The 20,797-nt window shown below is 76.2% G+C and carries 21 protein-coding genes and 1 riboswitch; of the genes, 12 read left to right on the forward strand and 9 right to left on the reverse strand.

The features are described 5' to 3' along the window. Positions 1-72: 72 nt before the first annotated feature. From O2W16_RS05050 to O2W16_RS05060, 3 genes are read left to right on the forward strand one after another with little or no spacing between them, the layout of a single operon-like run. Positions 73-621, forward strand: coding sequence for a PadR family transcriptional regulator (locus tag O2W16_RS05050; protein WP_269157711.1), 549 nt, complete (start codon positions 73-75; stop codon positions 619-621). Continuing rightward, the gene (locus O2W16_RS05055; protein ID WP_269157712.1) at positions 618-1,292 is read left to right on the forward strand and encodes an ABC transporter ATP-binding protein; all 675 of its coding nucleotides are present in this window, start codon (positions 618-620) and stop codon (positions 1,290-1,292) included. The genes O2W16_RS05050 and O2W16_RS05055 overlap by 4 nt, the downstream gene beginning before the upstream one ends. Beyond that, positions 1,289-2,647, forward strand: coding sequence for a hypothetical protein (locus tag O2W16_RS05060; protein ID WP_269157713.1), 1,359 nt, complete (start codon positions 1,289-1,291; stop codon positions 2,645-2,647). The genes O2W16_RS05055 and O2W16_RS05060 overlap by 4 nt, the downstream gene beginning before the upstream one ends. A gap of 126 nt (positions 2,648-2,773) precedes the next feature. On the opposite strand, the gene O2W16_RS05065 is transcribed toward O2W16_RS05060, so the two are convergent. Further along, positions 2,774-3,553, reverse strand: coding sequence for a hypothetical protein (locus O2W16_RS05065; protein ID WP_269157714.1), 780 nt, complete (start codon positions 3,551-3,553; stop codon positions 2,774-2,776). Positions 3,554-3,666: 113 nt separating this feature from the next. On the opposite strand from O2W16_RS05065, the gene O2W16_RS05070 reads away from it, so the two are divergent. Together O2W16_RS05070 and O2W16_RS05075 are read left to right on the forward strand one after the other, a co-directional pair. After that, positions 3,667-4,278, forward strand: a complete 612-nt coding sequence (locus O2W16_RS05070) for a hypothetical protein (protein ID WP_269157715.1) — start codon at positions 3,667-3,669, stop codon at positions 4,276-4,278. A 138-nt stretch (positions 4,279-4,416) separates the two neighbouring features. Continuing rightward, positions 4,417-5,295: a GmrSD restriction endonuclease domain-containing protein gene (locus O2W16_RS05075; protein WP_269157716.1), complete on the forward strand. Its 879-nt coding sequence runs from the start codon at positions 4,417-4,419 to the stop codon at positions 5,293-5,295. 1 nt (position 5,296) lies between these two features. On the opposite strand, the gene O2W16_RS05080 is transcribed toward O2W16_RS05075, so the two are convergent. The 3 genes from O2W16_RS05080 to O2W16_RS05090 are packed head-to-tail and all read right to left on the reverse strand — an operon-like array spanning position 5,297 to position 6,875. Then, entirely contained in the window at positions 5,297-5,821 is a 525-nt protein-coding gene (locus tag O2W16_RS05080; RefSeq protein WP_269157717.1) for a DUF488 domain-containing protein, read from the reverse strand. 8 nt (positions 5,822-5,829) lie between these two features. Continuing rightward, a complete protein-coding gene (locus O2W16_RS05085) occupies positions 5,830-6,288 on the reverse strand; it encodes a cupin domain-containing protein (protein ID WP_269157718.1) in 459 nt (152 codons plus the stop codon). Then, a complete protein-coding gene (locus O2W16_RS05090) occupies positions 6,285-6,875 on the reverse strand; it encodes a class I SAM-dependent methyltransferase (RefSeq protein ID WP_269157719.1) in 591 nt (196 codons plus the stop codon). Before O2W16_RS05090 ends, O2W16_RS05085 begins: the two co-directional genes overlap by 4 nt. 31 nt (positions 6,876-6,906) lie before the next feature. Between O2W16_RS05090 and O2W16_RS05095 the strand changes: the two genes are divergently transcribed. Together O2W16_RS05095 and O2W16_RS05100 are read left to right on the forward strand one after the other, a co-directional pair. Beyond that, positions 6,907-8,241: a DNA polymerase IV gene (locus tag O2W16_RS05095; RefSeq protein ID WP_269157720.1), complete on the forward strand. Its 1,335-nt coding sequence runs from the start codon at positions 6,907-6,909 to the stop codon at positions 8,239-8,241. Positions 8,242-8,302: 61 nt separating this feature from the next. Then, the gene (locus tag O2W16_RS05100) at positions 8,303-9,244 is read left to right on the forward strand and encodes a tetratricopeptide repeat protein (protein WP_269157721.1); all 942 of its coding nucleotides are present in this window, start codon (positions 8,303-8,305) and stop codon (positions 9,242-9,244) included. A 1-nt stretch (position 9,245) separates the two neighbouring features. On the opposite strand, the gene thiD is transcribed toward O2W16_RS05100, so the two are convergent. The 3 genes from thiD to thiM form a co-directional block, all read right to left on the reverse strand. Then, positions 9,246-10,064: a bifunctional hydroxymethylpyrimidine kinase/phosphomethylpyrimidine kinase gene (gene thiD, locus O2W16_RS05105; RefSeq protein ID WP_269157722.1), complete on the reverse strand. Its 819-nt coding sequence runs from the start codon at positions 10,062-10,064 to the stop codon at positions 9,246-9,248. Beyond that, positions 10,061-10,726, reverse strand: a complete 666-nt coding sequence (gene thiE / locus O2W16_RS05110) for a thiamine phosphate synthase (protein WP_269157723.1) — start codon at positions 10,724-10,726, stop codon at positions 10,061-10,063. Before thiE ends, thiD begins: the two co-directional genes overlap by 4 nt. Continuing rightward, positions 10,723-11,517, reverse strand: a complete 795-nt coding sequence (gene thiM / locus O2W16_RS05115; protein ID WP_269157724.1) for a hydroxyethylthiazole kinase — start codon at positions 11,515-11,517, stop codon at positions 10,723-10,725. The genes thiE and thiM overlap by 4 nt, the downstream gene beginning before the upstream one ends. Further along, positions 11,511-11,604: riboswitch (TPP riboswitch) on the reverse strand. (Overlaps the previous gene by 7 nt.) 85 nt (positions 11,605-11,689) lie before the next feature. Between thiM and O2W16_RS05120 the strand changes: the two genes are divergently transcribed. After that, positions 11,690-13,093 carry an HNH endonuclease signature motif containing protein gene (locus tag O2W16_RS05120; protein ID WP_269157725.1) on the forward strand — a complete coding sequence of 468 codons (1,404 nt, stop codon included), beginning with the start codon at positions 11,690-11,692 and terminating at the stop codon, positions 13,091-13,093. 20 nt (positions 13,094-13,113) lie between these two features. Further along, the gene (locus O2W16_RS05125) at positions 13,114-13,554 is read left to right on the forward strand and encodes a GNAT family N-acetyltransferase (RefSeq protein WP_269157726.1); all 441 of its coding nucleotides are present in this window, start codon (positions 13,114-13,116) and stop codon (positions 13,552-13,554) included. Between the two features lies 1 nt (position 13,555). Here O2W16_RS05125 and O2W16_RS05130 read toward each other — a convergent pair whose 3' ends face one another. After that, positions 13,556-15,370 carry a DEAD/DEAH box helicase family protein gene (locus tag O2W16_RS05130; RefSeq protein ID WP_269157727.1) on the reverse strand — a complete coding sequence of 605 codons (1,815 nt, stop codon included), beginning with the start codon at positions 15,368-15,370 and terminating at the stop codon, positions 13,556-13,558. 90 nt (positions 15,371-15,460) lie between these two features. On the opposite strand from O2W16_RS05130, the gene O2W16_RS05135 reads away from it, so the two are divergent. Both O2W16_RS05135 and bluB read left to right on the forward strand, forming a co-directional pair. Beyond that, a complete protein-coding gene (locus O2W16_RS05135) occupies positions 15,461-16,303 on the forward strand; it encodes an alpha/beta fold hydrolase (RefSeq protein WP_269157728.1) in 843 nt (280 codons plus the stop codon). Further along, positions 16,300-18,030, forward strand: a complete 1,731-nt coding sequence (gene bluB, locus O2W16_RS05140; protein WP_269157729.1) for a 5,6-dimethylbenzimidazole synthase — start codon at positions 16,300-16,302, stop codon at positions 18,028-18,030. The genes O2W16_RS05135 and bluB overlap by 4 nt, the downstream gene beginning before the upstream one ends. On the opposite strand, the gene O2W16_RS05145 is transcribed toward bluB, so the two are convergent. After that, positions 18,027-19,823: a SpoIIE family protein phosphatase gene (locus O2W16_RS05145; RefSeq protein WP_269157730.1), complete on the reverse strand. Its 1,797-nt coding sequence runs from the start codon at positions 19,821-19,823 to the stop codon at positions 18,027-18,029. The genes bluB and O2W16_RS05145 overlap by 4 nt on opposite strands. Before the next feature lie 79 nt (positions 19,824-19,902). Between O2W16_RS05145 and O2W16_RS05150 the strand changes: the two genes are divergently transcribed. Continuing rightward, positions 19,903-20,796 (forward strand): helix-turn-helix domain-containing protein, encoded by an 894-nt coding sequence (locus O2W16_RS05150; protein WP_269157731.1) that lies wholly within the window; start codon positions 19,903-19,905, stop codon positions 20,794-20,796. Position 20,797: the final 1 nt, after the last annotated feature.

Below are 20,797 nucleotides of genomic sequence, written 5' to 3' on the forward strand. Positions count from 1 at the left end.
CGATCCGCGGTCCATGAGCTGGCGTGCGCGCCGCTATTCACAAAGTGTGTACAGGTGGTGTAGACACGGCACATGTCGTTGACCGAGCTGCACCTGGCCCTGCTCGCGGGCGCCCCGCGGCACGGGTACGACATCAAGCAGGAGCACGACTCCTGGTTCCCCGACACCCGTCCACTCCCCTATGGCCAGGTGTACGCGACGTTGGCGCGGTTGCAGCGCGACGGACTGGCCGAGGTCGTGGAGACCCGCGTGGACGGGGGCCCCGAGCGGACGGTGTACGCGCTGACCGCCGACGGGGCGGTGCGGTTGCGCGCCTGGCTCGCCGAGCCTGCCGCGCCGACCGGTGCCGGTGCCGAGGAGATCGTCCGCAAGACCGTGTCGGTCCTGCACACCGGCATCGACGTCGCCGGGTTCGTCGCCCGCCAACGGGCTGCTCACCTGCGCCGCATCCGTGATCTGCAGGCCACCCCGCCCGGTGCGGGGCCGGCCGAACGGCTGGTCCGTGAGCACCTCATCGCCCACCTCGACGCCGATCTGCGTTGGCTGGAACTGGCCACCGAACTCCTGCCGTCCCCTGATGACCAGCCGACCGTTCGTCCCGATGAGAGGGAGCCCGCATGAGCACGGTGGAACTGTCCGGTGTCAGCCACGCCTACGGCCGGACCCAGGCGCTCAGCGACGTGTCGATGACCGTCGAGCCCGGTGAGGTCGTCGCCGTCACCGGGCCCAGCGGATGCGGGAAGTCGACCCTGCTGATGCTCGCCGCCGGCGTGCTGCGCGCCCAGTCGGGCCGCATCACGGTCGCCGGCACGGACCTGGCCGGGGCGGACGATGCCTCCCGCGCCCGGTTCCGGCGCCGTGAGATCGGCCTCGTCCTGCAGTTCGGGCAGCTGGTCCCCGACCTGTCGGTGCGCGACAACGTCGCGCTGCCCTTGCTGCTGGGAGGCCACCGGCCGGCCGATGCCCGGGCCGCGGCTGACGGCTGGCTGGAACGCGTCGGACTGGACGTCGCACCGGACACGTTGCCCGCGGACCTGTCCGGCGGGCAGGCCCAGCTGGCTGCCGGGGCCCGCGCGCTGGTCGCCGGTCCGCGGCTGCTGCTGGCTGACGAACCGACCGCGAGCCTGGACGCCACCAGTGGCCGGGCGCTGCTGGACCTGCTGGTGAACACCACGGTGCAGGCCGGCGGATCGGTGGTCCTGGTCAGCCACGACAACGCGGTCGCCGCGCGCGCCGACCGCGAGATCCGACTGCGCCGCGGCACCATCGCCCACCAGGTGGCCCTGTCATGAAGCCGGCGACCCTCTGGCTGCTGGCGGCCCCGCACGTGCGGGCGTCCCGGACCAGAGCAGCCCTGGTCGCGGCGGGCACCGCCGCCGCCGGTGGACTGGTCCTGGTCACCGTGGCCCTGTTCCGCGTGCCGGCCTTCGCGCTCCCACCCAGGGGCAGCACCGAGCGCTACTCGGTCACCTACGACTCCCGGTACGCCGGCATCGTGACCAGCGCCGAGACCCGGATCGGGGTGGCCACCGCGGTGCTGCTGGTCGCCGCCACCGCGCTGGTGCTGGCCTGGCAGGCCGTCTCCTCCGGCAGCGCCCGGCGCCAGCGCCGCGACCACGCGCTCAGCACGGTCGGTGCGACGCCAGGCGACCTGCGTCGACTGGGCACGGTCGAGGCCGCCGTCGCCGGCGCGGTCGGCGGACTGCTCGCCGGGCCGGTCTACCTGCTGCTGTGGTTCCTCCTCGGACCCGTCCAGCCGGCCACCAGCCGCCTGCTGCCCTCCCTGGCGCCCGCGGACCTGACTGCCTGGGTGTGCGTGGTGGCCGCGTCCGCGGCACTCGCCGCCGCCGCCGGCGCCCGCACGGCCACCCGGCGGCACCGACGTCCGCTCAGCGGCTGGTGGTGGCTGGCGCTGTCGATCGTCGCGCTCGCCGGCATCGTGGTCCTCCCCCAGTTGGGCCGGGGTGACCGGCAGCTGCAGGTCGCCCTCATGTCGGTCGCCGTGACGTCGCTGCTGCTGGTCGCCCTCGCCAGCGGGGCCTCCTGGGCGCGGGCCAAGGCCAGGAGGATGAGCCGCCGCGGCGGGACGACGGACCTCCTCGCCGCCGGCGGGTTGCGCGCCCTCGCCGGACCTGCGGGACGAGCGGCCGGAGTCCTGCTCGGTGCCGGTTTGACCGCGGGTGTCGCCACCGTCGTCCTGGGCAACACCGTGCGCCAGGCCACCGACCTCGGCTCGGACGGTCACCTCGTCGGGATCGTCCTGGCTGCCGTCGCGGCCGGGCTGGCCGGCCTGGCCGGGCTTGCGACGATCGCCCTGGCGGCTGTCGACGACCTGCTCACCAACCGACGAGGACTGGCCGCCATGGCTGCCGTCGGCGCCGACCTGGCCCTGGTGCAGGCCCTGCAACGGCGGCGCCTGAGGGCGGCGACGGTCGCGCCGCTCGTCTCCGGCCTGCTCGTCGGAGGACTCGGCTTCGGCGCCCTGACGGCCGGCGGGGAACCTGCTGCCAGCACCGATGCGTGGCCGTTGGTCGTCGTCGGCCCCGCCGCTGTCGCCCTCCTCCTGCTGGCGAGCGCGGGCATCGTGCGGCTGCTGGGCGACCGCACCCGCGAGGCCATCGACCCGGCCAACCTCCGCGTCGCATGACCGCCGAGGAACCCGCCAGCGTCATCGCCGCCCGGCAACTCGCAGCGGACGCCCACGCGCGACGTCACCGCACAGGGGCGGGCGCGGACGCCCGGGCCACCTCAGCCCACCGGCGGCGGACTGACGTCAGAGCGGGTCGAACAGCGACGTGGGGAGCGCCGGATCCAGGCGCAGCTCCCGCCACTCGGTGACCTCGGCGAGCTCCCCGTCGACGAACTTGCTCGCCCGCACGATGATCCCGGTGCCGACGTCGACGGCGAGCCGGAACTCGTCCCCGCCGGTGATCATGTCCAGCGGTGACCCGGGCCAGTTCCAGCGCTCGTCGTCGGGCACGTCCGTGCGGGGGCGGGCGCCCAGCTCGATGCAGTCGCGGCCGGCCAGCTGCATCCGGCCGAGAGGGGCGAGCGTGAACAGCACCGGCACGTAGCCGGGGCACAACAGTGCGTCGATGATGTCGGCGCCACCGTGGCCGTGGTCCACGTTGCCGTGGTTGGTGGAGACCTCCGTCCCGGTCCGCGCCCAGAACGTGTCCTGGTCGACCACCAGCAGGTCTGCGGGGTGGTCATCGCCACGACTGGACACCAGCTCGGCTCGCCGACGCCGGTGCGGCCGGTCGGCAGCGACGGCCAGCACCGTCTCGAACACCTCGTCAGCCGGCCCCGGCGAGCCCCCTCCCGCCTCGTCCGGGCCCTCGTCCGACGTCGACACCAGCCAGGTCACCGCGTCGGGGAACTGCGCGCTCCGCTGCTCGTAGTGCCGATGGAACGCGCGGACCACCAGGTCCTGGCGACGCCAGTGCCGCGTCACCCCCGCAGCGGTCGTCCAGGCGGTGTCCGCCGCACGCAGCAGCTCGACCAGGTTCGCCGAGGTCAGCTCGCCCGCCCTGCCTGGTTCCTCGGTGGTCACCGGCCCAGCATGCCGTTCACTCGATCGGTGATACGAGACCGGGGCGACTCAACTAGGGGGGTCTGGCTGCCGATGCTCCAGGCAACGCACCACCCACGACCTGGAGGTCCCCTGTGTTCTCGCTCTTCTCCGGCCTGCTCGCCAAGGCCGTCTCCGCCTCACTGGCCGGGAAGGTGGCCGCCGGCGCGACCGCCCTCGTCGTGGCCGGCGGGGGTGCTGCCGTGACCACCCAGGTGGTCACCGCCGCCGCCGAGCCGACGGTGACCGAGGTGGGCACCACGGAACCGACCGTCGTCACCGAGCCCACCGACGTCGCGGCGCCGACGGCCGACCCGAGCACCGAGCCGACCGACGTCCCCGAGTCGACGGAGGTCCCGGAGCCGACCGACCCGACCACCGACCCGACCACCGAGCCGACCGGGGAGCCGACCGACGTGCCCGTCGAGGTGCCCGTCGAGGAGCCCACGACGCCCGAGGTGCCGGCCCCGGCCAACCACGGGCAGGCCGTCTCGTCCGTCGCCCACTCCAGCTTCGCGACCGGCCGGGAGCACGGCCAGGCCGTCTCCTCGGCAGCGCGCAACAAGGCGGGCAAGGAGCAGCCCGTCACCGAGCCCGCCCCCGAGGCGGACAGCGCCGAGGTGGTCGAGTCCGCCGAGGTCGCCAGCACCGGCGAGGCAGCCAGCAACGGCCAGGGCAACGGCAACGGCCGGGGTGGCCGGGGCTGATCCCGCTGCCGGCCTGAACCCAGCGGGCTCGGGCCTCCGCGCCGGGCGGCGACACGTCGCCCGGCGCGCCCGGCAGGTCCCCGGATCCAGGTGGCGGGGAACCTACCGTCGGGGCCGGCCGACTCCCGGGGGCTCCACGTGAAACACCGCATCACCGCACTGGCCGCGCTCGCCGTGTTCGGCACCGCCGCTTGCGCCCCGGCCGACGACCCGGCCAGCCCGGCCGCCGACGCCGTCTCCGAGGCCGCCCAGCAGTCCACCTCCGGCGCCCCGGCCGCAGGCCCGCTCGCCGCTGACGTCCTGGCCACCCTGCCGGTCAAGGGCCGCGCCCCGAAGACCGGGTACGACCGCGACGAGTTCGGCGCCACCTGGGCCGACGTCGACCGCAACGGCTGCGACACCCGCAACGACGTGCTGGCCCGCGACCTCACCGGAGAGCAGTTCCGGCCCAGCACCCAGGACTGCGTGGTGGTCAGCGGCACCCTCGTCGACCCGTACACCGGCCAGACCATCGCCTTCCAGAAGGGCGACGGCAGCAGCGTCGACATCGACCACGTCGTCGCCCTCAGCAACGGCTGGCAGACCGGCGCCTTCGCGTGGGACGAGTCCCGCCGTACAGCCTTCGCCAACGACCCGCTCAACCTGCTGGCCGTCGACTACTCGGCCAATCGGCAGAAGGGCGACGGCGACGCCGCCACCTGGCTGCCCTCCGACCGTGGTCACCGCTGCGCCTACGTCGCCCGGCAGGTCGCGGTGAAGGCCGACCACGGCCTGTGGGTCACCCCGGCGGAGCGCGACGCCATCGCCGGGGTGCTGGACAGCTGCCCCGGCGAACCGGTCCCGACGTCGTCCGCGCCGGCCCCGGAGACGGTCGCCCCACCGCCGGCCGACCCCGCCACCGCGCCCTTCGCCAACTGCGACGCGGCCCGGGCCGCCGGCGCCGCACCCCTGCACCGCGGTGACCCGGGGTGGTCCGACGCGATGGACGGCGACGGGGACGGCACCGCCTGCGAGTGACTCAGCCTGGCCAGTGCACCGCCCCGTCGGCACCGAGGACGGCGCCCTCGGCGGGCCGGTGCCGGGTCAGCCGACCGTCGGGCATCAGGTGGTCCACCGGGAGTCCGCGGGCCAGCACGACGACGTCGGCGATCAGCCGCCGGTGGCAGCGCCACCACACGCTCTCGCTGCACATCACCGCCACCGTGCGGTCGGCCGCGGCGGCCAGCACCTCGTCCAGGGCCGCGGCGAACTCGGCGGTGCGGGTGTGCGCGGCGTACGCGGCGAACTGGGCCACCGTCCACCAGCCGTCGGCGACCGGCTCCCCCGCGGGCAGCCGGCGCCGGCCGCCCAGCCGCTCCTCCCAACGGTAGGTGACCCCCGCCGCCGGGAGCCACTCCGTGAGCGCCTCGCGCCGGACGTCGGGGTTGACCCGGCTGCCGGGGAACCGGCGGACGTCGACGAGCTCGGCCACGCCGGCGTCGGCGAAGCGGGTCAGCAGGCGGGCCCGGTCCTCGGGCCCGTGGCCGACGGTCAGCAGCGGCACCGCAGGACTCAGTCCCGGAGGTTGAGCTGGTCGTGACGGAGTGCGAACGCGTCGATCTCCTCCGTCGTCGGCGTGCGACCGCCGGCGTGCAGCTCCAGCAGGCCGGTGAAGTACTCCTCCCGCGGGATGCCCGGGGTGAACAGGATGAGGAAGCGGGCTCCGACGTCCGGGCCCACCGACCGGAAGCCGTGCACCCCGGACCGGGGCACGTGGACCAGGTCACCGGCGTGCGCCGTCGTCCACTCGCCGTTCGCCAGCACCGCCAGTGATCCCTCCAGCACGTGGAACGACTCGCTGAACGTGCGGTGCAGGTGTGGCCCGGGGCCGCTGCCGCCCGGGGCCATGGTCACCTCGAACAGCCCGAAGTCGCCGCGGGTCTGCGCGCCGGTGGCGACGAACCGGGTCCGGCCCGCCGCGCGCTGGTCGTCACGCCTGGAGAAGGTCGCCGGGTCCGGCAGCAGGGTCATGCCGGGCGCAGGACGGCGACCAGGAAGTCGGCGTCCGGCGAGTAGGGCCGCAGGTCCCAGGTGGACAGCAGCACGTCCGGGGTCAGCCCGGCGCCCTCGGCGTCGGCCAGGAACTCCTCGAAGGGGTACCCGCGCCCCGCCCCGAAGCCGATCGCCGCCCGGCCGTCCGGGCGCAGGTGGGTGCGGAACCGGCGGAGCACCTCGCCACGGGTGCTCGGCGCCAGGAAGGCCATCACGTTGCCGGCGCAGACGATGCCGTCGAACCGGTCCGGCAGGTCGAGCTCGGCCAGGTCGCCGACGATCCAGCGGGGCCCCGGGTGGTCGGCCTCGGCGGCGGCGACCAGCACCGGGTCGGCGTCCACCCCGACGACCTCGTGCCCGGCGTCGAACAGGACGGCGCCGACCCGGCCGGGACCGCAGCCGGCGTCCAGCACCCGGGCGCCCCGGGGCAGCAGCGCGTCGACCAGCCGGGCCTCCCCCGCCAGGTCCATCCCCTCGGCGGCCAGCCGGCGGAAGCGCTCGACGTAGGCGGTGGAGTGCGCCGGGTCCTCCTGGGACATCCGGCTCCAACTGCTCTGCTCGACCATGCGGCCATCCTCTCGCGGCATCATGGAGGGCGTGCGTCGGGAGCCCAGCATCCTGCACCTGGACCTGGACGCCTTCTTCGCCGCCGTCGAGCAGCGGGACAAGCCCTCGCTGCGCGGCCGGCCGGTCGTCGTCGGTGGCACCGGCGGCCGCGGCGTCGTCTCCACCGCCTCCTACGAGGCCCGGGCGTTCGGTGCCCGCAGCGCCATGTCCACCATCGAGGCGCGGCGCCTGTGCCCGGCGGGCACGGCGTTCCTGGGCACCCGCTTCGCCGCCTACAAGCGGACGTCGGAGGTGGTGATGGCGCTGCTGCGCGAGCTCTCCCCGCTGGTCGAGCCGGTCTCCATCGACGAGGCCTACGTCGACCTGGCCGCCGGCGCCCACGACCTGTCGGTCCCCGGGGTGACCGCGCTGGCGGCCGAGCTCAAGGCCCGGATCGCGGTCGCCACCGGCGGGGTCACCGGGTCGGTCGGGATCGGCACCTCCAAGGCGGTGGCGAAGATCGGCTCGGAGCTGGACAAGCCGGACGGGCTGACCGTCGTCCCGCCCGGGCAGGAGCTCGCCGTCCTGCACCCGCTGCCGGTGCGCGCGCTGGGCGGCGTCGGGCCGGCGACCGCAGAGCGGCTGGCCCAGATCGGGGTGAAGACCATCGGTGACCTGCACCGGCTGTCGCTGGTCGACCTGACCAGCCTGGTCGGCCAGGCGCACGGCGCCGGGCTCTACCGGCTGGCCCGGGCCGACGACGACCGGCCGGTGGTCACCGACCGGGAGGCCAAGTCGGTCAGCGCCGAGGAGACCTTCGCCCGCGACCTGACCGACCCGGCCCGGCTCGCCGCCGAGATCGAGGCGCTGGCGACCCGGGTGGGCAGCCGACTGCAGCGCTCGGGCACCTCCGGGCGCACCGTGACGCTGAAGGTCCGCCGCTACGACTTCAGCACCCTCACCCGCTCCCAGACCCTGGCCCACGCCGTCGACGACCCGCGGCAGATCGCCGAGATCGCCCACCGGCTGCTCGGCGCCGTCGACCGCAGCGGTGGCCTGCGGCTGCTCGGCGTCGGCGTCTCGGGGCTGTCGCCCTACGCCCAGGGCGACCTGTTCGCTGAGCCCTCGGAGGTGGTCCAGCCCGTCGAGGTGGTGGAGCCCGCCGAGCCGCCGGCCGATCCGGCGCCGGGGCCCGCTGTCGTCGTCTGGTACCCCGGGCAGGACGTCGTCCACCCGGAGCTGGGCTCGGGCTGGGTCTGGGGCAGCGGGCTCAACCGGGTGACCGTCCGGTTCGAGGGCCCGCGCACGACGCCCGGTCCGGTGCGCACCCTCGCCGCCGACGACCCGGACCTGCAACCGGCCGATCCGCCCGACTGGACCCCCTGAACGGGTGGCCCCGCCCCTTCGGGGCATGCGCCCGGGCCGGTGGTCACGACAGACTGCCGACGTGCCCCTGGACCCGGAGAACACCCCCGACGTCGACGTCCTCGTCGACCGGGGGTGCGCGCTCGCCGACATGGGCGACCACGAGCGGGCGGTCGAGCTCCTCGGGACGGCGGCGGCGCACGGCGACCCGGCGGCGCTGCGCCACCTGGGCGCCTGCCTGGGCGTCCTCGGGCGCTGGGCGGAGGCCGCGGTGGCGCACCGCCGGGCGGCCGACGCCGGGCAGGACGACGCCTGGCTGGACCTGGCGCGGGCGCTGCTGCGGCTGGGCTGCTGGTCGGAGGCGGAGGCCGCCGCCCGGACCGCCGTGGACCGCGGGGACGCCGGTGGCTGGGCCGCGCTGAGCGAGGCGCTGCAGGGCCAGGACCGGGCCCCCGAGGCCGAGCGGACGTTCCGCGTGGCCGCCGAGCGCGGTGCGCACCCGGCGGCGCTGGAGCTGGCGTACCTGCTGCGGTCCTCCGGCCGGCAGCTGGCGGCCTGGCACTGGGCGCAGGTCGCCGCGGACGCCGGCAACCCGGTGGCCCGCGCCACCCTGGCCTGCTGGCGCTGGCAGGAGAGCCGCGACCTGGCGCTGGAGCCCGAGCTGCGGGCCGGCGCCGACCACCACCCGCACACCCGCACCGGCCTGGCCGACCTGCTGCGCAGCACCGGGCGGGTCGAGGAGGCCCGGGTGGTGCTGGAGCGGGGCGCGGCCCGCGGCGAGCTCGCGAGCTGGCTGCCGCTGGGCAACCTCTACCGCGACGAGCTCGACGACGCCGTCGCCGCGGAGGCCGCCTACCGGGCCGGTGTCGAGGGCGGTGACCTGCACGCCCACCACGACCTGGGGGTGCTGCTGCTGGAGACCGGTGACGTCGACACCGCCGTCGAGCACTTCTCCATCGCCGCCGCCGGCGGGGACGAGCTGGCGGCCCGGTTGCTGCGCGAGGTCCTCGCCGAGGAGGGCTGACCTACCAGCGCCCCGCGAAGTGGTGCACCGGCCCGTGCCCCGAGCCGACCCCGAGCGACTCCCCGGCCTCGAGAGCGGCCTGCAGGTAGTCGCGGGCCTCGTCGACCAGCGGCGCCCAGTCCAGCTCGTTGCGGGCGTGCCGTTCGCGGGCGGCCAGCGCGGCGAGCGCCGAGGACAGCGTGCACCCGGTGCCGTGGGTGGACGACGTCCGCACCCGGGGCCGCCGGGTCTCCAGCACCCCGCCGGCGGTCGCGAGGACGTCGACGCTCTCCTCCCCGCCCAGGTGCCCGCCCTTGAGCAGCACCGCCGCCGGCCCCAGCTCCAGCAGCGCGTGGGCCTGTGGGGCCAGCTCCTCGACGGTCGTCGCGGGCGGCACGTCGAGCAGGGCCGCGGCCTCGGGCACGTTCGGGGTGAGCAGGTCGGTCACCGGCAGCAGGTCGGTGCGGACGGCGTCGACCGCCTCCTCCGAGATCAGCCGGTCGCCGCTGGTCGCCACCATCACCGGGTCGCAGACCACGGGGCCGCCCGGGCGGTCGGCCAGCGCCGCGGCGACCGTCCGCACGACGTCGGCGGTGCCCAGCATGCCGAGCTTGGTGGCGTGCACGGTCACGTCGTCCAGCAGGGTGGCCAGCTGGTCGCCGACGAAGCCGGCCGGCACCTGGTGCACGCCGGTGACGCCGCGGGTGTTCTGCGCGGTCAGCGCGGTGAGCACCGCGGTGCCGTAGACGCCCAGGGCGCTGAAGGTCTTGAGGTCGGCCTGGATGCCGGCGCCGCCGCTGGGGTCGCTGCCGGCCACGGTGAGGGCCACGGCGGCGGTCATCGGGCCACCAGCTCCCCGGCCATCGCGGTGCGCAGGGTCCGGGCGGCGGCCGCCGGGTCGGTGGCGGCGCAGATGTCGGAGACCACGCAGATGCCGTCGACCCCGGTGCCGGCCACGGCGGCCGCCGTGACGGCGGAGATGCCGCCGATGGCCACCGACAGCAGGCCCCCGGCGCGGGCGCGGGCGGCCAGCGCGCGGGCGCCGTCGAGCTCCAGGGCGGCGCCGGCGTCGGGCTTGGTGGGGGTCGACCAGATCGGGCTGAGGCCGACCAGGTCGGCGGTGCCGGCGGGGAGGGCGAGGACGGCGTCCAGTTCGGCGGCGCTGCCGACGGAGACGCCGATCAGGGCGTCCGGGCCCAGCAGCCGGCGGACGTCGGCGGGCGGCAGGTCGTCCTGGCCCACGTGCACGCCGTCGGCCCCGGTGAGCAGGGCGACGTCGACGGCGTCGTTCACGATCAGCCGCACGTCCGGGGTCGGCCGGAGCGCGTCCTGCACCGCGCGGGTGAGGGCGAGGAGGTCACGGCGCCCGGCGGTCTTGTCCCGCACCTGGACGGCGGTCACGCCACCGGAGACGGCCGCGGCGACCACCTCGGGCACCGACCGGGGCGCGCAGAGCAGCGTGTCGGTGACCAGGTAGAGCCGCGGGTCGAAGCCGGCCCTCATGAGGTGCGGACGTCGGCGCGGGTGAGCGCGTCGCCGTCGACCGCGTCGAGCGCGTCCAGCCACAGTGCGGCGAACGTGCCCGGCCCGGCGGCGAGGCCGGCGGCGGCCTCCGCGGCCAGCGCCACGTGCGCGTGGCCGGCGACGACGGCGGTCAGCGGGTCACCGGTGGTCGCGACGTAGGCGGCGACGATGCCGCCCAGCGCGCAGCCGGCACCGGTGGTTCGGGTGAGCAGCGGGGACCCGCCCCCCACCCGGACGACCCGGTCCCCGTCGGTGACGACGTCGACCGGGCCGCTGACGGCCACGACGCCGCCGGTCCGCCGGGCCAGCTCCCGGGCTGCCTCGAGCGCGGCCTCCGGGGAGTCGGTGCTCTCCACGCCGCGGCCGCCCTTGCCGGCGCCGGCCAGGGCGAGCACCTCCGAGGCGTTCCCGCGGACGACGGTGGGGCGCAGGCCGACCAGGTCGGCGGCCAGCTCGGTGCGGAAGGTGAGCCCGCCGACGGCCACCGGGTCCAGCACCCACGGGGTGCCGACGTCGGCGGCGGTGCGGGCGGCGAGCCGCATCGCCTCGGCGGTGCGCTGCTGCACCGTGCCCACGTTGACCAGCACCGCGGAGGCGACGGCGGCGAACTCGCCGGCCTCGGCCGGGTCGTCGACCATCGCCGGGGCCGCGCCGATCGCCAGCAGCGCGTTGGCGGTGATCGTCTGCACGACCGTGTTGGTCAGGCAGTGCACCAGGGGTGCGGAGTCTCGCAGCGCCGTCCGGGCGGTGCGCAGGTCGATGACGTCCATCGCAGTGACATCCCTTCGCCAGTACCAACTGGAGCAGGTTCGACGGGTGTGCTCTCAGTCCCCGGTGGGACACCCCGTGTCAGCCTTCGACGCTAACACCGACGTTCCCGCGGCACCGTCGCCGGGCCGCTGAGCTGCGGCTTCTGTCGTACCCAGGTCGTAGCGTCGGGTCATGGGTGCAGTCGTGGCGGTGCGTGAGGTGTCGGAGCTCGACGTCGACGGGACGGGGCAGTGGTCGGTCGAGGAGCTCGCCCGGGAGATCCGGTCGGGGGCGGTGCGGCTGGCAGCGGCGACCGCTGCCTGGCTGCGACTGGTCGCGGAGTTCGACGCCCGAGAGGGCTGGGGTGAGGCCGGCGTGAAGAGCTGTGCGCACTGGCTGGCCTGGCAGTGCGGGATGAGCCCGGGTGCCGCGCGGGAGCACGTGCGGGTGGCCCGGGCGCTGGGCTCGCTGCCGGTGACGGCGGAGGCGTTCGCGGCGGGCCGGCTGTCGTACTCGAAGGTGCGGGCGATCACCCGGGTCGCCGATGCCGGCACGGAAGTGGAACTGGTGGAACTCGCGCGGCACGCGACGGCGTCCCAGGTGGAGCGGGTGGTGCGCGCCTGGCGCCGGTCGGACGCCGTCGACGAGGGGCTGGTCGCGGAGAAGCGGTCCTTCCAGTGGCACTGGGACGGCGACGGGATGCTCGTGCTGCAGGTCCGGATGGACGGCGAGGCCGGTGCGGCGCTGCTGGCGTCGGTCGAGTCGCTGGCCGAGCGCGACGCCCGCCGGGAACGCGCCGCTGCGACCCGGGCGGTCACTGCCGCCGCCGACTGCCCGGCGGACCCCGAGACGTTCCCGCGGGAACGGATGAGCGCGCGGCGCTGCCGGGCGCTGGCCCAGCTGGCCGAGGTCGCTGCCGACACCGGACGACGCGCGGGCGACCCGCCGCGCCGGGAGGTGGTGGTGCACGTGGACGCCGACGTCCTTGCCGACGATGCGGCCGCTGGGCGGGCACACCTGGAAGGCGGCCCGCCGCTGTCACCGGCCCAGGCGCGGCGGATGGCGTGCGAGGCGGCGCTGACGGTGATCGTCGAGCGGAACGGCCAGCCGCTGGCGCTCGGCCGGCGTCGGCGGCTGGCGAGCGCAGCGCAACGGCGGGCGCTCCTGAGCCGGGACGGTGGCTGTGCCCGGCCGGGCTGCACCGAGACCCGGATCGAGCGGCTGCACGCCCACCACCTCACCCCGTGGCGGCTGGGTGGCCGCACCGACGTGTCGGCGATGGTGCTGCTCTGCGACGTCGACCACGGACTGGTGCACGACGAGGGCCTCGAACTCGACCGTCGCGGCCGGGAGTTGGTGGCGCACGACCGGGCCGGGCAGCGGGTCTGGGGCCCGGCCGACCCCGCCTTCACCGTCGGCCTCCCCAGCGAGGAGACCGGGTCGTCGCGACGCCTGTTGACCCTGGTCCCGGAGGCGTCGCGGCCGGGGGCCGCACTCCCGGACGCCTGGCCGGCCGGCGGGGAACGGATGGACCTCGGGCACGTGGTCTGGGCGCTGCTGGCCCACCGAGATCACCTGCGGCGGGCGGCGTCCTGACGGCTTGCGACGATGCACCGGTGACCGATGCTCCCGCGCTGCGTGAGGCCGCCTTCGCCGAGCTGACCCCGGCCGAGCTCTACGGGATCCTGCGGCTCCGGGTCGACGTCTTCGTCGTGGAGCAGGCCTGCCCGTACCCGGAGCTGGACGGCCGGGACGCCGAGCCGACCACCGTGCACCTCTGGCACGAGGCCGATGACGGCACCGTGCTGTCCACCATCCGGGTGCTGACCAACGGGGAGGACCGGGCCATCGGCCGGGTCGCCACCGCGGAGGGCGCCCGGGGTCGAGGGCTGTCGGCCCAGCTCATCGCCCGGGGCATCGAGCTGTGTGAGGGCCGCACCATCGACATCGGCGCCCAGGCGTACCTGGAGTCCTGGTACGAACGGTTCGGGTTCCGCCGCTCCGGGCCGGACTACGTCGAGGACGGCATCCCGCACCTGCCGATGCGGCTGACCTGACCTAGTCGGCGCCGGTCAGCGAGGTCGCGGGCAGCCAGTCGGCGTCGAGCAGCTCGGCGATCTGCTGCAGCCCGGCGGTGTCGCCGCCGGCGGTCGAACCGGTGACGGCCAACCGCTCGACCATCACCCGGGCCACGTCCTCCTCCACGGTGTCCTGCGCGAACGCGACCCGCCACGGGGAGACCTGGTGGTCGCGGTGCGTGCGGCCGGTGACCTGCCGGGCGGCGATCCCGGAGAACCGTGGCTGGTGGAACAACCCGACCCGGGGCGTGGTCGACGCGGTGCGCCCGCCGGGCAGCACCTCACCGGCGTGCAGGCTGATCGAGGCGGTCACGGTGAACACGCACACCGGCGCCTCCCCCGTCTGGAAGCGCAGCCGCTCGGCCTCCACGTCGAAGCGGTCCCGGCCGTAGATCGAGGCGACGGCGACGCCGCCGTCCAGCAGGGCCTCCCGGATCGGGTCGGCTGCGGTCTCGACGAACTCCACCGACACGGCGACCTGCCGGTCGGCCTCCACCTGGGCCCTGACCCAGTCGACCGTCGCCGCCGCCCGGATCAGCCCGGCCTTCTGCCGGAACCGCAGCAGTGCGGCCCGGCCGCGCGCGGTCTCCCGCTTCCGGCGGGCCAGCTGCATCTCCGCGCGGAACTCCGACCACTCGGCCCCGTACTGCGCCCGCTCGGCGGGGGTCAGCTCGACCGGGGTGCCGGTGACCGACACCGGTCCCCACGGGGCGGGGCGGTGCAGCGTGGCCGGCGGGTCGGTGTCGGCCAGCCAGCTGCGCAGCCGGGTCAGGTCGGCCCGGCGCTCCTCCGCGTCCTCGGTCCAGCTCCAGCCGTAGCGGGCACGTTCCACGTGGAACCCGTGCGCGGCGAGGCGGCTGGGCAGGTCGGCCCACTCCTTCAGCGGTTCCCCGTGGACGGCGGCGAAGTGCGGCGCCAGGTAGGGCAGCTCCAGCGGGGTGTGCGCCGGGGTCGCGGTGGCCAGCAGCACGTAGGGCGCGTCCTTGACCCGGCCGGCGCCGGAGACCGACTTCCAGTGCTTCCACCGCTGGGTGGTGGTGTGCCGCACCATGTGGGCCTCGTCGGCGATCACGACGTCGAACCGCGTGCCGGTCGCCTTGGTCAGGCCGGCCACCTTGCCCAGCCGGTCCCAGGTGGTCACGCACCAGCGCAAGCCCTGACCCTCAGCTGCCGTGCCTCCGAAGGCCGCGATCGAGCGGGCCCAGTGCGGCACCGTGATGGCGGCCGGCCGGTCGGCGACGACCAGCACCGTGCGGACCGGCCGGGGGTGGTCGGCACGCCGGGCGGCGATCTGCGCGACGGCCAGGATCGCGGTGCCGGTCTTGCCCACGCCCGGGTCGTCGCCGAGCAGGAACATCCGACCGCCGGCCGCCTCGTGCGCGGCGATGACCGCTGCCCCGCTGACCTGCTCCGGGCGCGGGGACATCGGGCGGCCCGCCGGCACCGGGCGGGGCTCGGCGTTCAGCTCGTCCTCGAGGAACCGCTCCAGGCTGTACGGCGGCGGGTCGTAGGGCGCCAGCGCCGCGGGCAGCGTGGCCCCCACGTACACGTGCGCGGACAGGCCGGCGTGCCAGCTCGCCCCCGGCGCCGGCGCCCGGAACGGGACGGCGAGCACCCAGACCCGCTCCCCCGGCCCGGCGACCGGCAGCTCGGCGCCCGCCTTCAGCGCAGCCTTCCGGGGTGCCGCCTTCTGGGGGGTCGCCTTCCGGGCGGCCGCCTTCCGCGGCGCTGCCGTCCGGGTGGTCGTCGTGCTGCTGCGGGTCGAGCTGGTGGGGCGCCGTCGGCGTCCGGGCACGGGGTTCTCCTGGGGGTCGACGACCGGTCCGCCCGACGCTACGGGCGCCCACCGACAGCCAGGCGCAGCGACATGTGCTGCGATCAGCGCATGACCGAGGACATCCGCCTGTCGGCCCGCACGCTCGGCGACTCCGGGCCCCGCGTGGTCTTCGTGCACGGCCTGTTCGGCCAGGGCCGCAACTGGACGACGATCGCCAAGGCGCTGGCCGCCGACGGGCACCGGGTCACCCTGCTCGACCTGCCCAACCACGGGCACTCGCCGTGGACCGACCGGGTCGACTACGTCGACATGGCCGAGTTCGTCGCCGCCGAGCTGGCCCAGCTGGGTGAGCCGGTGACGCTGGTCGGGCACTCGATGGGCGGCAAGGTGGCGATGCAGCTGGCGCTGCGCCGGCCCGAGCTGCTGCGCGCCCTCGTCGTCGTCGACATCGCCCCGACCGACTACCCCGAGTCCGGCGGCCGGACCGAGGACCCCGACGAGGAGGCCTCCCCGTTCGCCGCGTTCATCACCGCCATGCAGGGCATGGACCTCGACCGGCTGGAGACCCGGGAGGACGCCGACCAGGCGCTGCGCGCCGCCGTCCCCAGCACGATGGTGCGGTCGTTCCTGCTGCAGAGCCTGGTCCGGGACGGCGTCGGGGAGGGCGACGGCTGGCGCTGGCGGCTGAACCTGGAGACCCTGGCCCGCGACCTGGGCGAGCTGCGCCGGTTCCCCGACCCGCCGCCGGGGGCCAGCTACGAGGGCCCGGTGCTCTGGATCGCCGGGGCGAACTCCACCTACGTGCTCGACGACGACCGGCCGCGGATGGACGAGCTGTTCCCGACGACCCGGCTGGTGCGGGTGAAGAACGCCGGGCACTGGGTGCACTCCGAGCAGCCCGAGGTGTTCCTGGAGACCGTGCGCAGGTTCCTGGCGCAGGTCGAGGGATGACCACCTGGCCCCGGCCGGTGCCGCTGATCGGCGACGGCACCGCGGCGTCGCAGCGTGCGGCAGACCCCGCCGGCTGGGCGCTGCCGGAGGCCGACCGGGCCGGGCTGTACCGGACGGTCGAGGCCCGCCGCGACGTCCGGCGGTACCGGCCGGACCCGGTGCCCGACGAGGCGCTCACCCGGGTGCTGACCGCCGCGCACCAGGCGCCGTCGGTGGGGCACAGCCAGCCGTGGCGGTTCGTCGTCGTCCGGGACGCCGGCATCCGGGACACCGCGGCCGTCCTCACCGACCGGGAGCGGCTGCGCCAGGCCGCCCAGCTGAACCCGGACGCCGCCGCCCGGCTGCTGGACCTGCAGCTGGCCGGCGTCCGGGAGGCACCGCTGGGGGTCGTGGTCTGCTGCGACCGGCGGACGCCGGCGGCCGGGGTGCTGGGCCGGGCGACCTTCCCCGACGCCGATCTGTGGAGCTGCGCCACCGCGATCCAGAACCTGTGGCTGGCCGCCCGCGCGGAGGGGCTGGGCCTGGGCTGGGTGACGCTGTTCCGGCCCGAGGAGCTGGCCGAGCTGCTGGGCCTGCCCGAGGGCGTGGTCACCCTCGGCTGGCTGTGCCTGGGCTGGCCCGACGAGCGCCCGCCGGCCCCCGGCCTGGAGCGGGCCGCCTGGTCGCGCCGGCAGCCGCTGTCCGACGTGGTCCTGGCCGACCGGTGGCCGGCCGAGGAGGCCGCGCCCGCGCCGCCGCCGTCCCGGCTGCGCAGCCCGGCGCCGGAGCAGGTCGTCGGGGCCCGGGACGGCGCCGACCGGCTGCTCACCCCGCCGGGGTCGCTCGGCGTGCTGGACGGCGCGGTCGCCCGGGCGGTGGCGCTGGGCCGGGGCGACCTCACCGGGGGCGTGCTCCTGCTCGCCGCCGCCGACCACCCGGTCACCGCGCACCACGTCTCGGCCTACCCGGGCTCGACCACCCGGGACGTCACCACCGCTGCGGTCGCCGGGGTCGCCCTGGGCGCCACCGCCGCCCGGTCGGCGGGGCTCGGCCTGGTCGTGGTGGACGCCGGGGTCGCGGGTTCCGCCGTGCCCGGTGCGGTCGCGGCCCGGCCGGTCGGTGCCCGGGGGGACCTGGTGAGCGGGCCGGCGATGACGGCGGCGGACACCGCGGCGCTGCTCGCGGCCGGTCGGGCGCTGGGCGCCGAACACGGTCGGGCCGGGCTGGTCGCCCTCGGGGAGGTCGGCATCGGCAACACCACGGTCGCCGCCGCCCTGGCCGCCGCACTGTTGCACGTGGAACCAGCCGAGGTCGCCGGGCTCGGGTCCGGAGCGGACGCGGTCATGGTGGAGCGCAAGCGGGACGTCGTCGCGGCGGCGCTGGCCCGGGCGGGCACCGACCTGGACCCGCAGACTGCGCTCGCCGAGCTGGGCGGCCCGGAGCTGGCCGTGCTCGCCGGGGTGGTGCTGGGGGCGGCGGAGGCCGGGGCGGTCGTCGTCCTGGACGGCTTCGCCACCGCGGTCGCCGCGCTGGTCGCTGTCCTGCTGGAGCCGGCGGCGCAGTCGGCGCTGGTGGCCGGGCAGCGCAGCCGGGAACGCGGCTGCGACGCCGTCCTGCAGGCCCTCGGGTGCGAGCCGTTGCTGGACCTGCGGCTGCGCGCCGGCGAGGGGGTGGGCGCGGTGCTCGCCGCCGGGCTGCTGCTGCAGGGGCTGCGGCTGCGCCGGGAGACCGCCCGGGTCGACTCCTAGCGCGGTGCGGCGTCCACCCGGATCGCGATGAGGGCGACGTCGTCGTCGGCACCGGCGGCGGGCAGCAGCGTCTGGACCACGCGGTCGCACAGCGCGTCCAGTCCTAGGCCGGCGGCGTCCGAGACCACCTCGACCAGGCGCCCGAGGCCCTGGTCGAGGTCCCGGGCACCGGCTGGGCCGGCGCCGTTCTCGATGAGGCCGTCGGTGTAGAGCAGCAGGGTGGAGCCCGCCGGCAGCGCGCAGCGGTGCTCGGGGCGCGGCTGTTCGGGCAGCACGCCCAGCGGCAGCCCGACCGGGTCGGTGAGGACGTCGACGCGGCCGTCGGCGTGCAGCAGCAGCGGCGGTGGGTGCCCCGCCGAGGACCAGCGGACGGTCCGGTCGGCGCCCGGGTCGCGCGCGATCTGGGCGACGAGGACGGTGGCGAACACCCCGTGCCCGAGGGTGTCGCAGGCGGCGTCCACGGCGGTCAGCACGGCGCCGGCGGCCGTGGTGCCGTCATGACCGGCCATCCGCAGCATCGTGCGCAGCTGGCCCATCGTGGCCGCCGCCTCGATGTCGTGGCCGGCGACGTCGCCGATGATGAGGCTGGTGGCTCCTCGCGCGTCCAGGTAGGCGTCGTACCAGTCCCCGCCGACCAGCTGGGCGTCCCCGGCCGGCTGGTACCGGGCAGCCAGCTGCAGGTTCTCCGGCTGGGGCAGCACCGGTGGCAGCAGCGCCCGCTGCATGGTCTCGGACACCGATCGCTGCCACGCGTAGGCGAGGGCGTTCTCCACCACCAGTGCGGCGCGATCGGCCATCGCGGTGACCAGTTCCTGCTCGACCTCGGTGTAGTACGCCGCCGCACCGGTCCGGGCCACGACGAGCACCGCGATCACCGCACCGCGGCTGGTCAGCGGCGCGACCAGGGCGCTGCGCACCCCCAGCCGGGCGGCGGCGTCCTGCTGGGCGGGGGTGAGCGGCGCGCCGAAGGGCGCGTCGATGAGCTCGACCCGGCCGGTGGCGGCCACGCGGCCCGGGCCCGACGCCTCCCCGACCCGTCGGCCGGCGCCGTGGACCCACTCCTCCAGGACGGCGAGCTGCGCGGGGTCGGAGTGGCGGACGGCGACCGGGGAGAGGCTGCCGTCGCGCTCCACGATGCAGACGTAGGCGAGGTCGCCCAGTGCCGGGACGGCCAGCCGGGCGATCGCCTGCCAGACGTCCGCGGGCTCCAGACCGGAGGTGAGCAGGTCGCCGATGCGGGACAGCAGCGCAGCCCGGTCGGCCTCTGCCCGTGCCTCCGCGCGGGCCAGCTCGGCCTGGGCGGTGGACACCCGGAGCGCGACCTCGCGCGAGGCGATGGCCGCGAGGTCCTCCAACAGCTCGACGTCGCCCGCGGTCCACTCGTGGACGTCGGTGTCGACCACGCAGAAGCTGCCCAGCACCTGCCCGTCCGGGGTGTACACCGGGAAGCCGGCCCAGGCGCGGACGCCCACGCCCCCGATCGAGGTGAGGTCCCGGGTCCGCTCGTCGGCGGTCACGTCGACCAGCACCATCGGGCTCCCGTCCAGCACGTGCTGGCAGAAGGACTCCTCGACGGTGGTCTGACCCGGGCTGTCGGGGCCCGTGCCCTGGTGGCTCAGCCAGTAGGCGCGCTCGTCGTCGACGACGGTGAGGAGGGCCAGCGGCGCCCCGGTCAGCCGCCGGGCGAGGGCGGTCAGCCGGTCGAAGGACTCCTCGGCAGCGCCGTCGAGCAGGTCGGTGGCGTGCACGGCGGCCACCCGGGTGGGGGAACCGATGATCTCCTGACCGGTCACCGGGCAGGACGCGGAGCGGCTGCCGGGATCGGAGGGTGCACACCAGCAGTGAACACGACGCGGTCGACGGTCGGGGACCGTGCGTGAGGAGGATGACGAGCCGGTGCGGGACGGCCATCCTGGTCCGGTGTCCGACGAGTGGGTGCCCGCCCGCCCGCACCCGGCGCTGCGCCCGTTCATCGCGAGTGCGGTGGGCTACCGGTACGGCGGGTCCGCGTCCGGGGTGCACCGCGGGCTGCCCTCGCCGTCCCTCACCTTCGTGGTCACCCTGGACGAGCCGCTGGTGCTCGCCGCGCACCCCGATCCCCAGCAGGCGCCGGGCCGCTACGACGCACTGCTGGGTGGGCTGCACACCCGCCCGGCGCTGATCACCCAGACCGGGTGGCAGGCCGGCGTCCAGCTGGCGCTCAGCCCCTTGGGTGCGCGGGCACTGCTCGGCCTGCCGGCGGGCGCGCTGGCCTCCCTCGACTGCCCGGTCGCCGACGTGCTCGGCACCGACGGCGCCGAGTTGATCGACCGGGTGCGGTCCGCACCGGACTGGGCGGGCCGGTTCGCCGCCCTGGAGCACGTCCTCCTCCGCCGGCTGCAGGCGGACAGCGTGCCGGCGCCCGAGGTCGTGGAGGCGTGGCGGCTGACCCTCGCCTCCGGTGGGCGGCTGCGGGTCGCCGACGTGGCCGGGCGGGTCGGGTGGTCCGAGCGGCACCTGCTCACCCGGTTCCGCGCCGAGACCGGGCTGACCCCGAAGGAGGCGGCCCGCGTCGTCCGGTTCGACCGGGCTCGGCGGGCGCTGGCCGCCCGGGTGGCCGGCGGTGGCCCGCCCGACCTGGCCGCGCTCGCCGTCGCCACCGGCTACGCCGACCAGGCGCACCTGACCCGCGAGTGGCGGGCGTTCAGCGGCCTCCCGCCGACCCGGTGGCTGGCCGCGGAGTTCGGAATCGTCCAAGACGGCCGGACGCCGGTGTCGACACCCTGAG

This window comes from Modestobacter sp. VKM Ac-2984, from assembly GCF_026967985.1.
In the GTDB taxonomy this organism is placed as follows: Bacteria; Actinomycetota; Actinomycetes; order Mycobacteriales; family Geodermatophilaceae; genus Modestobacter.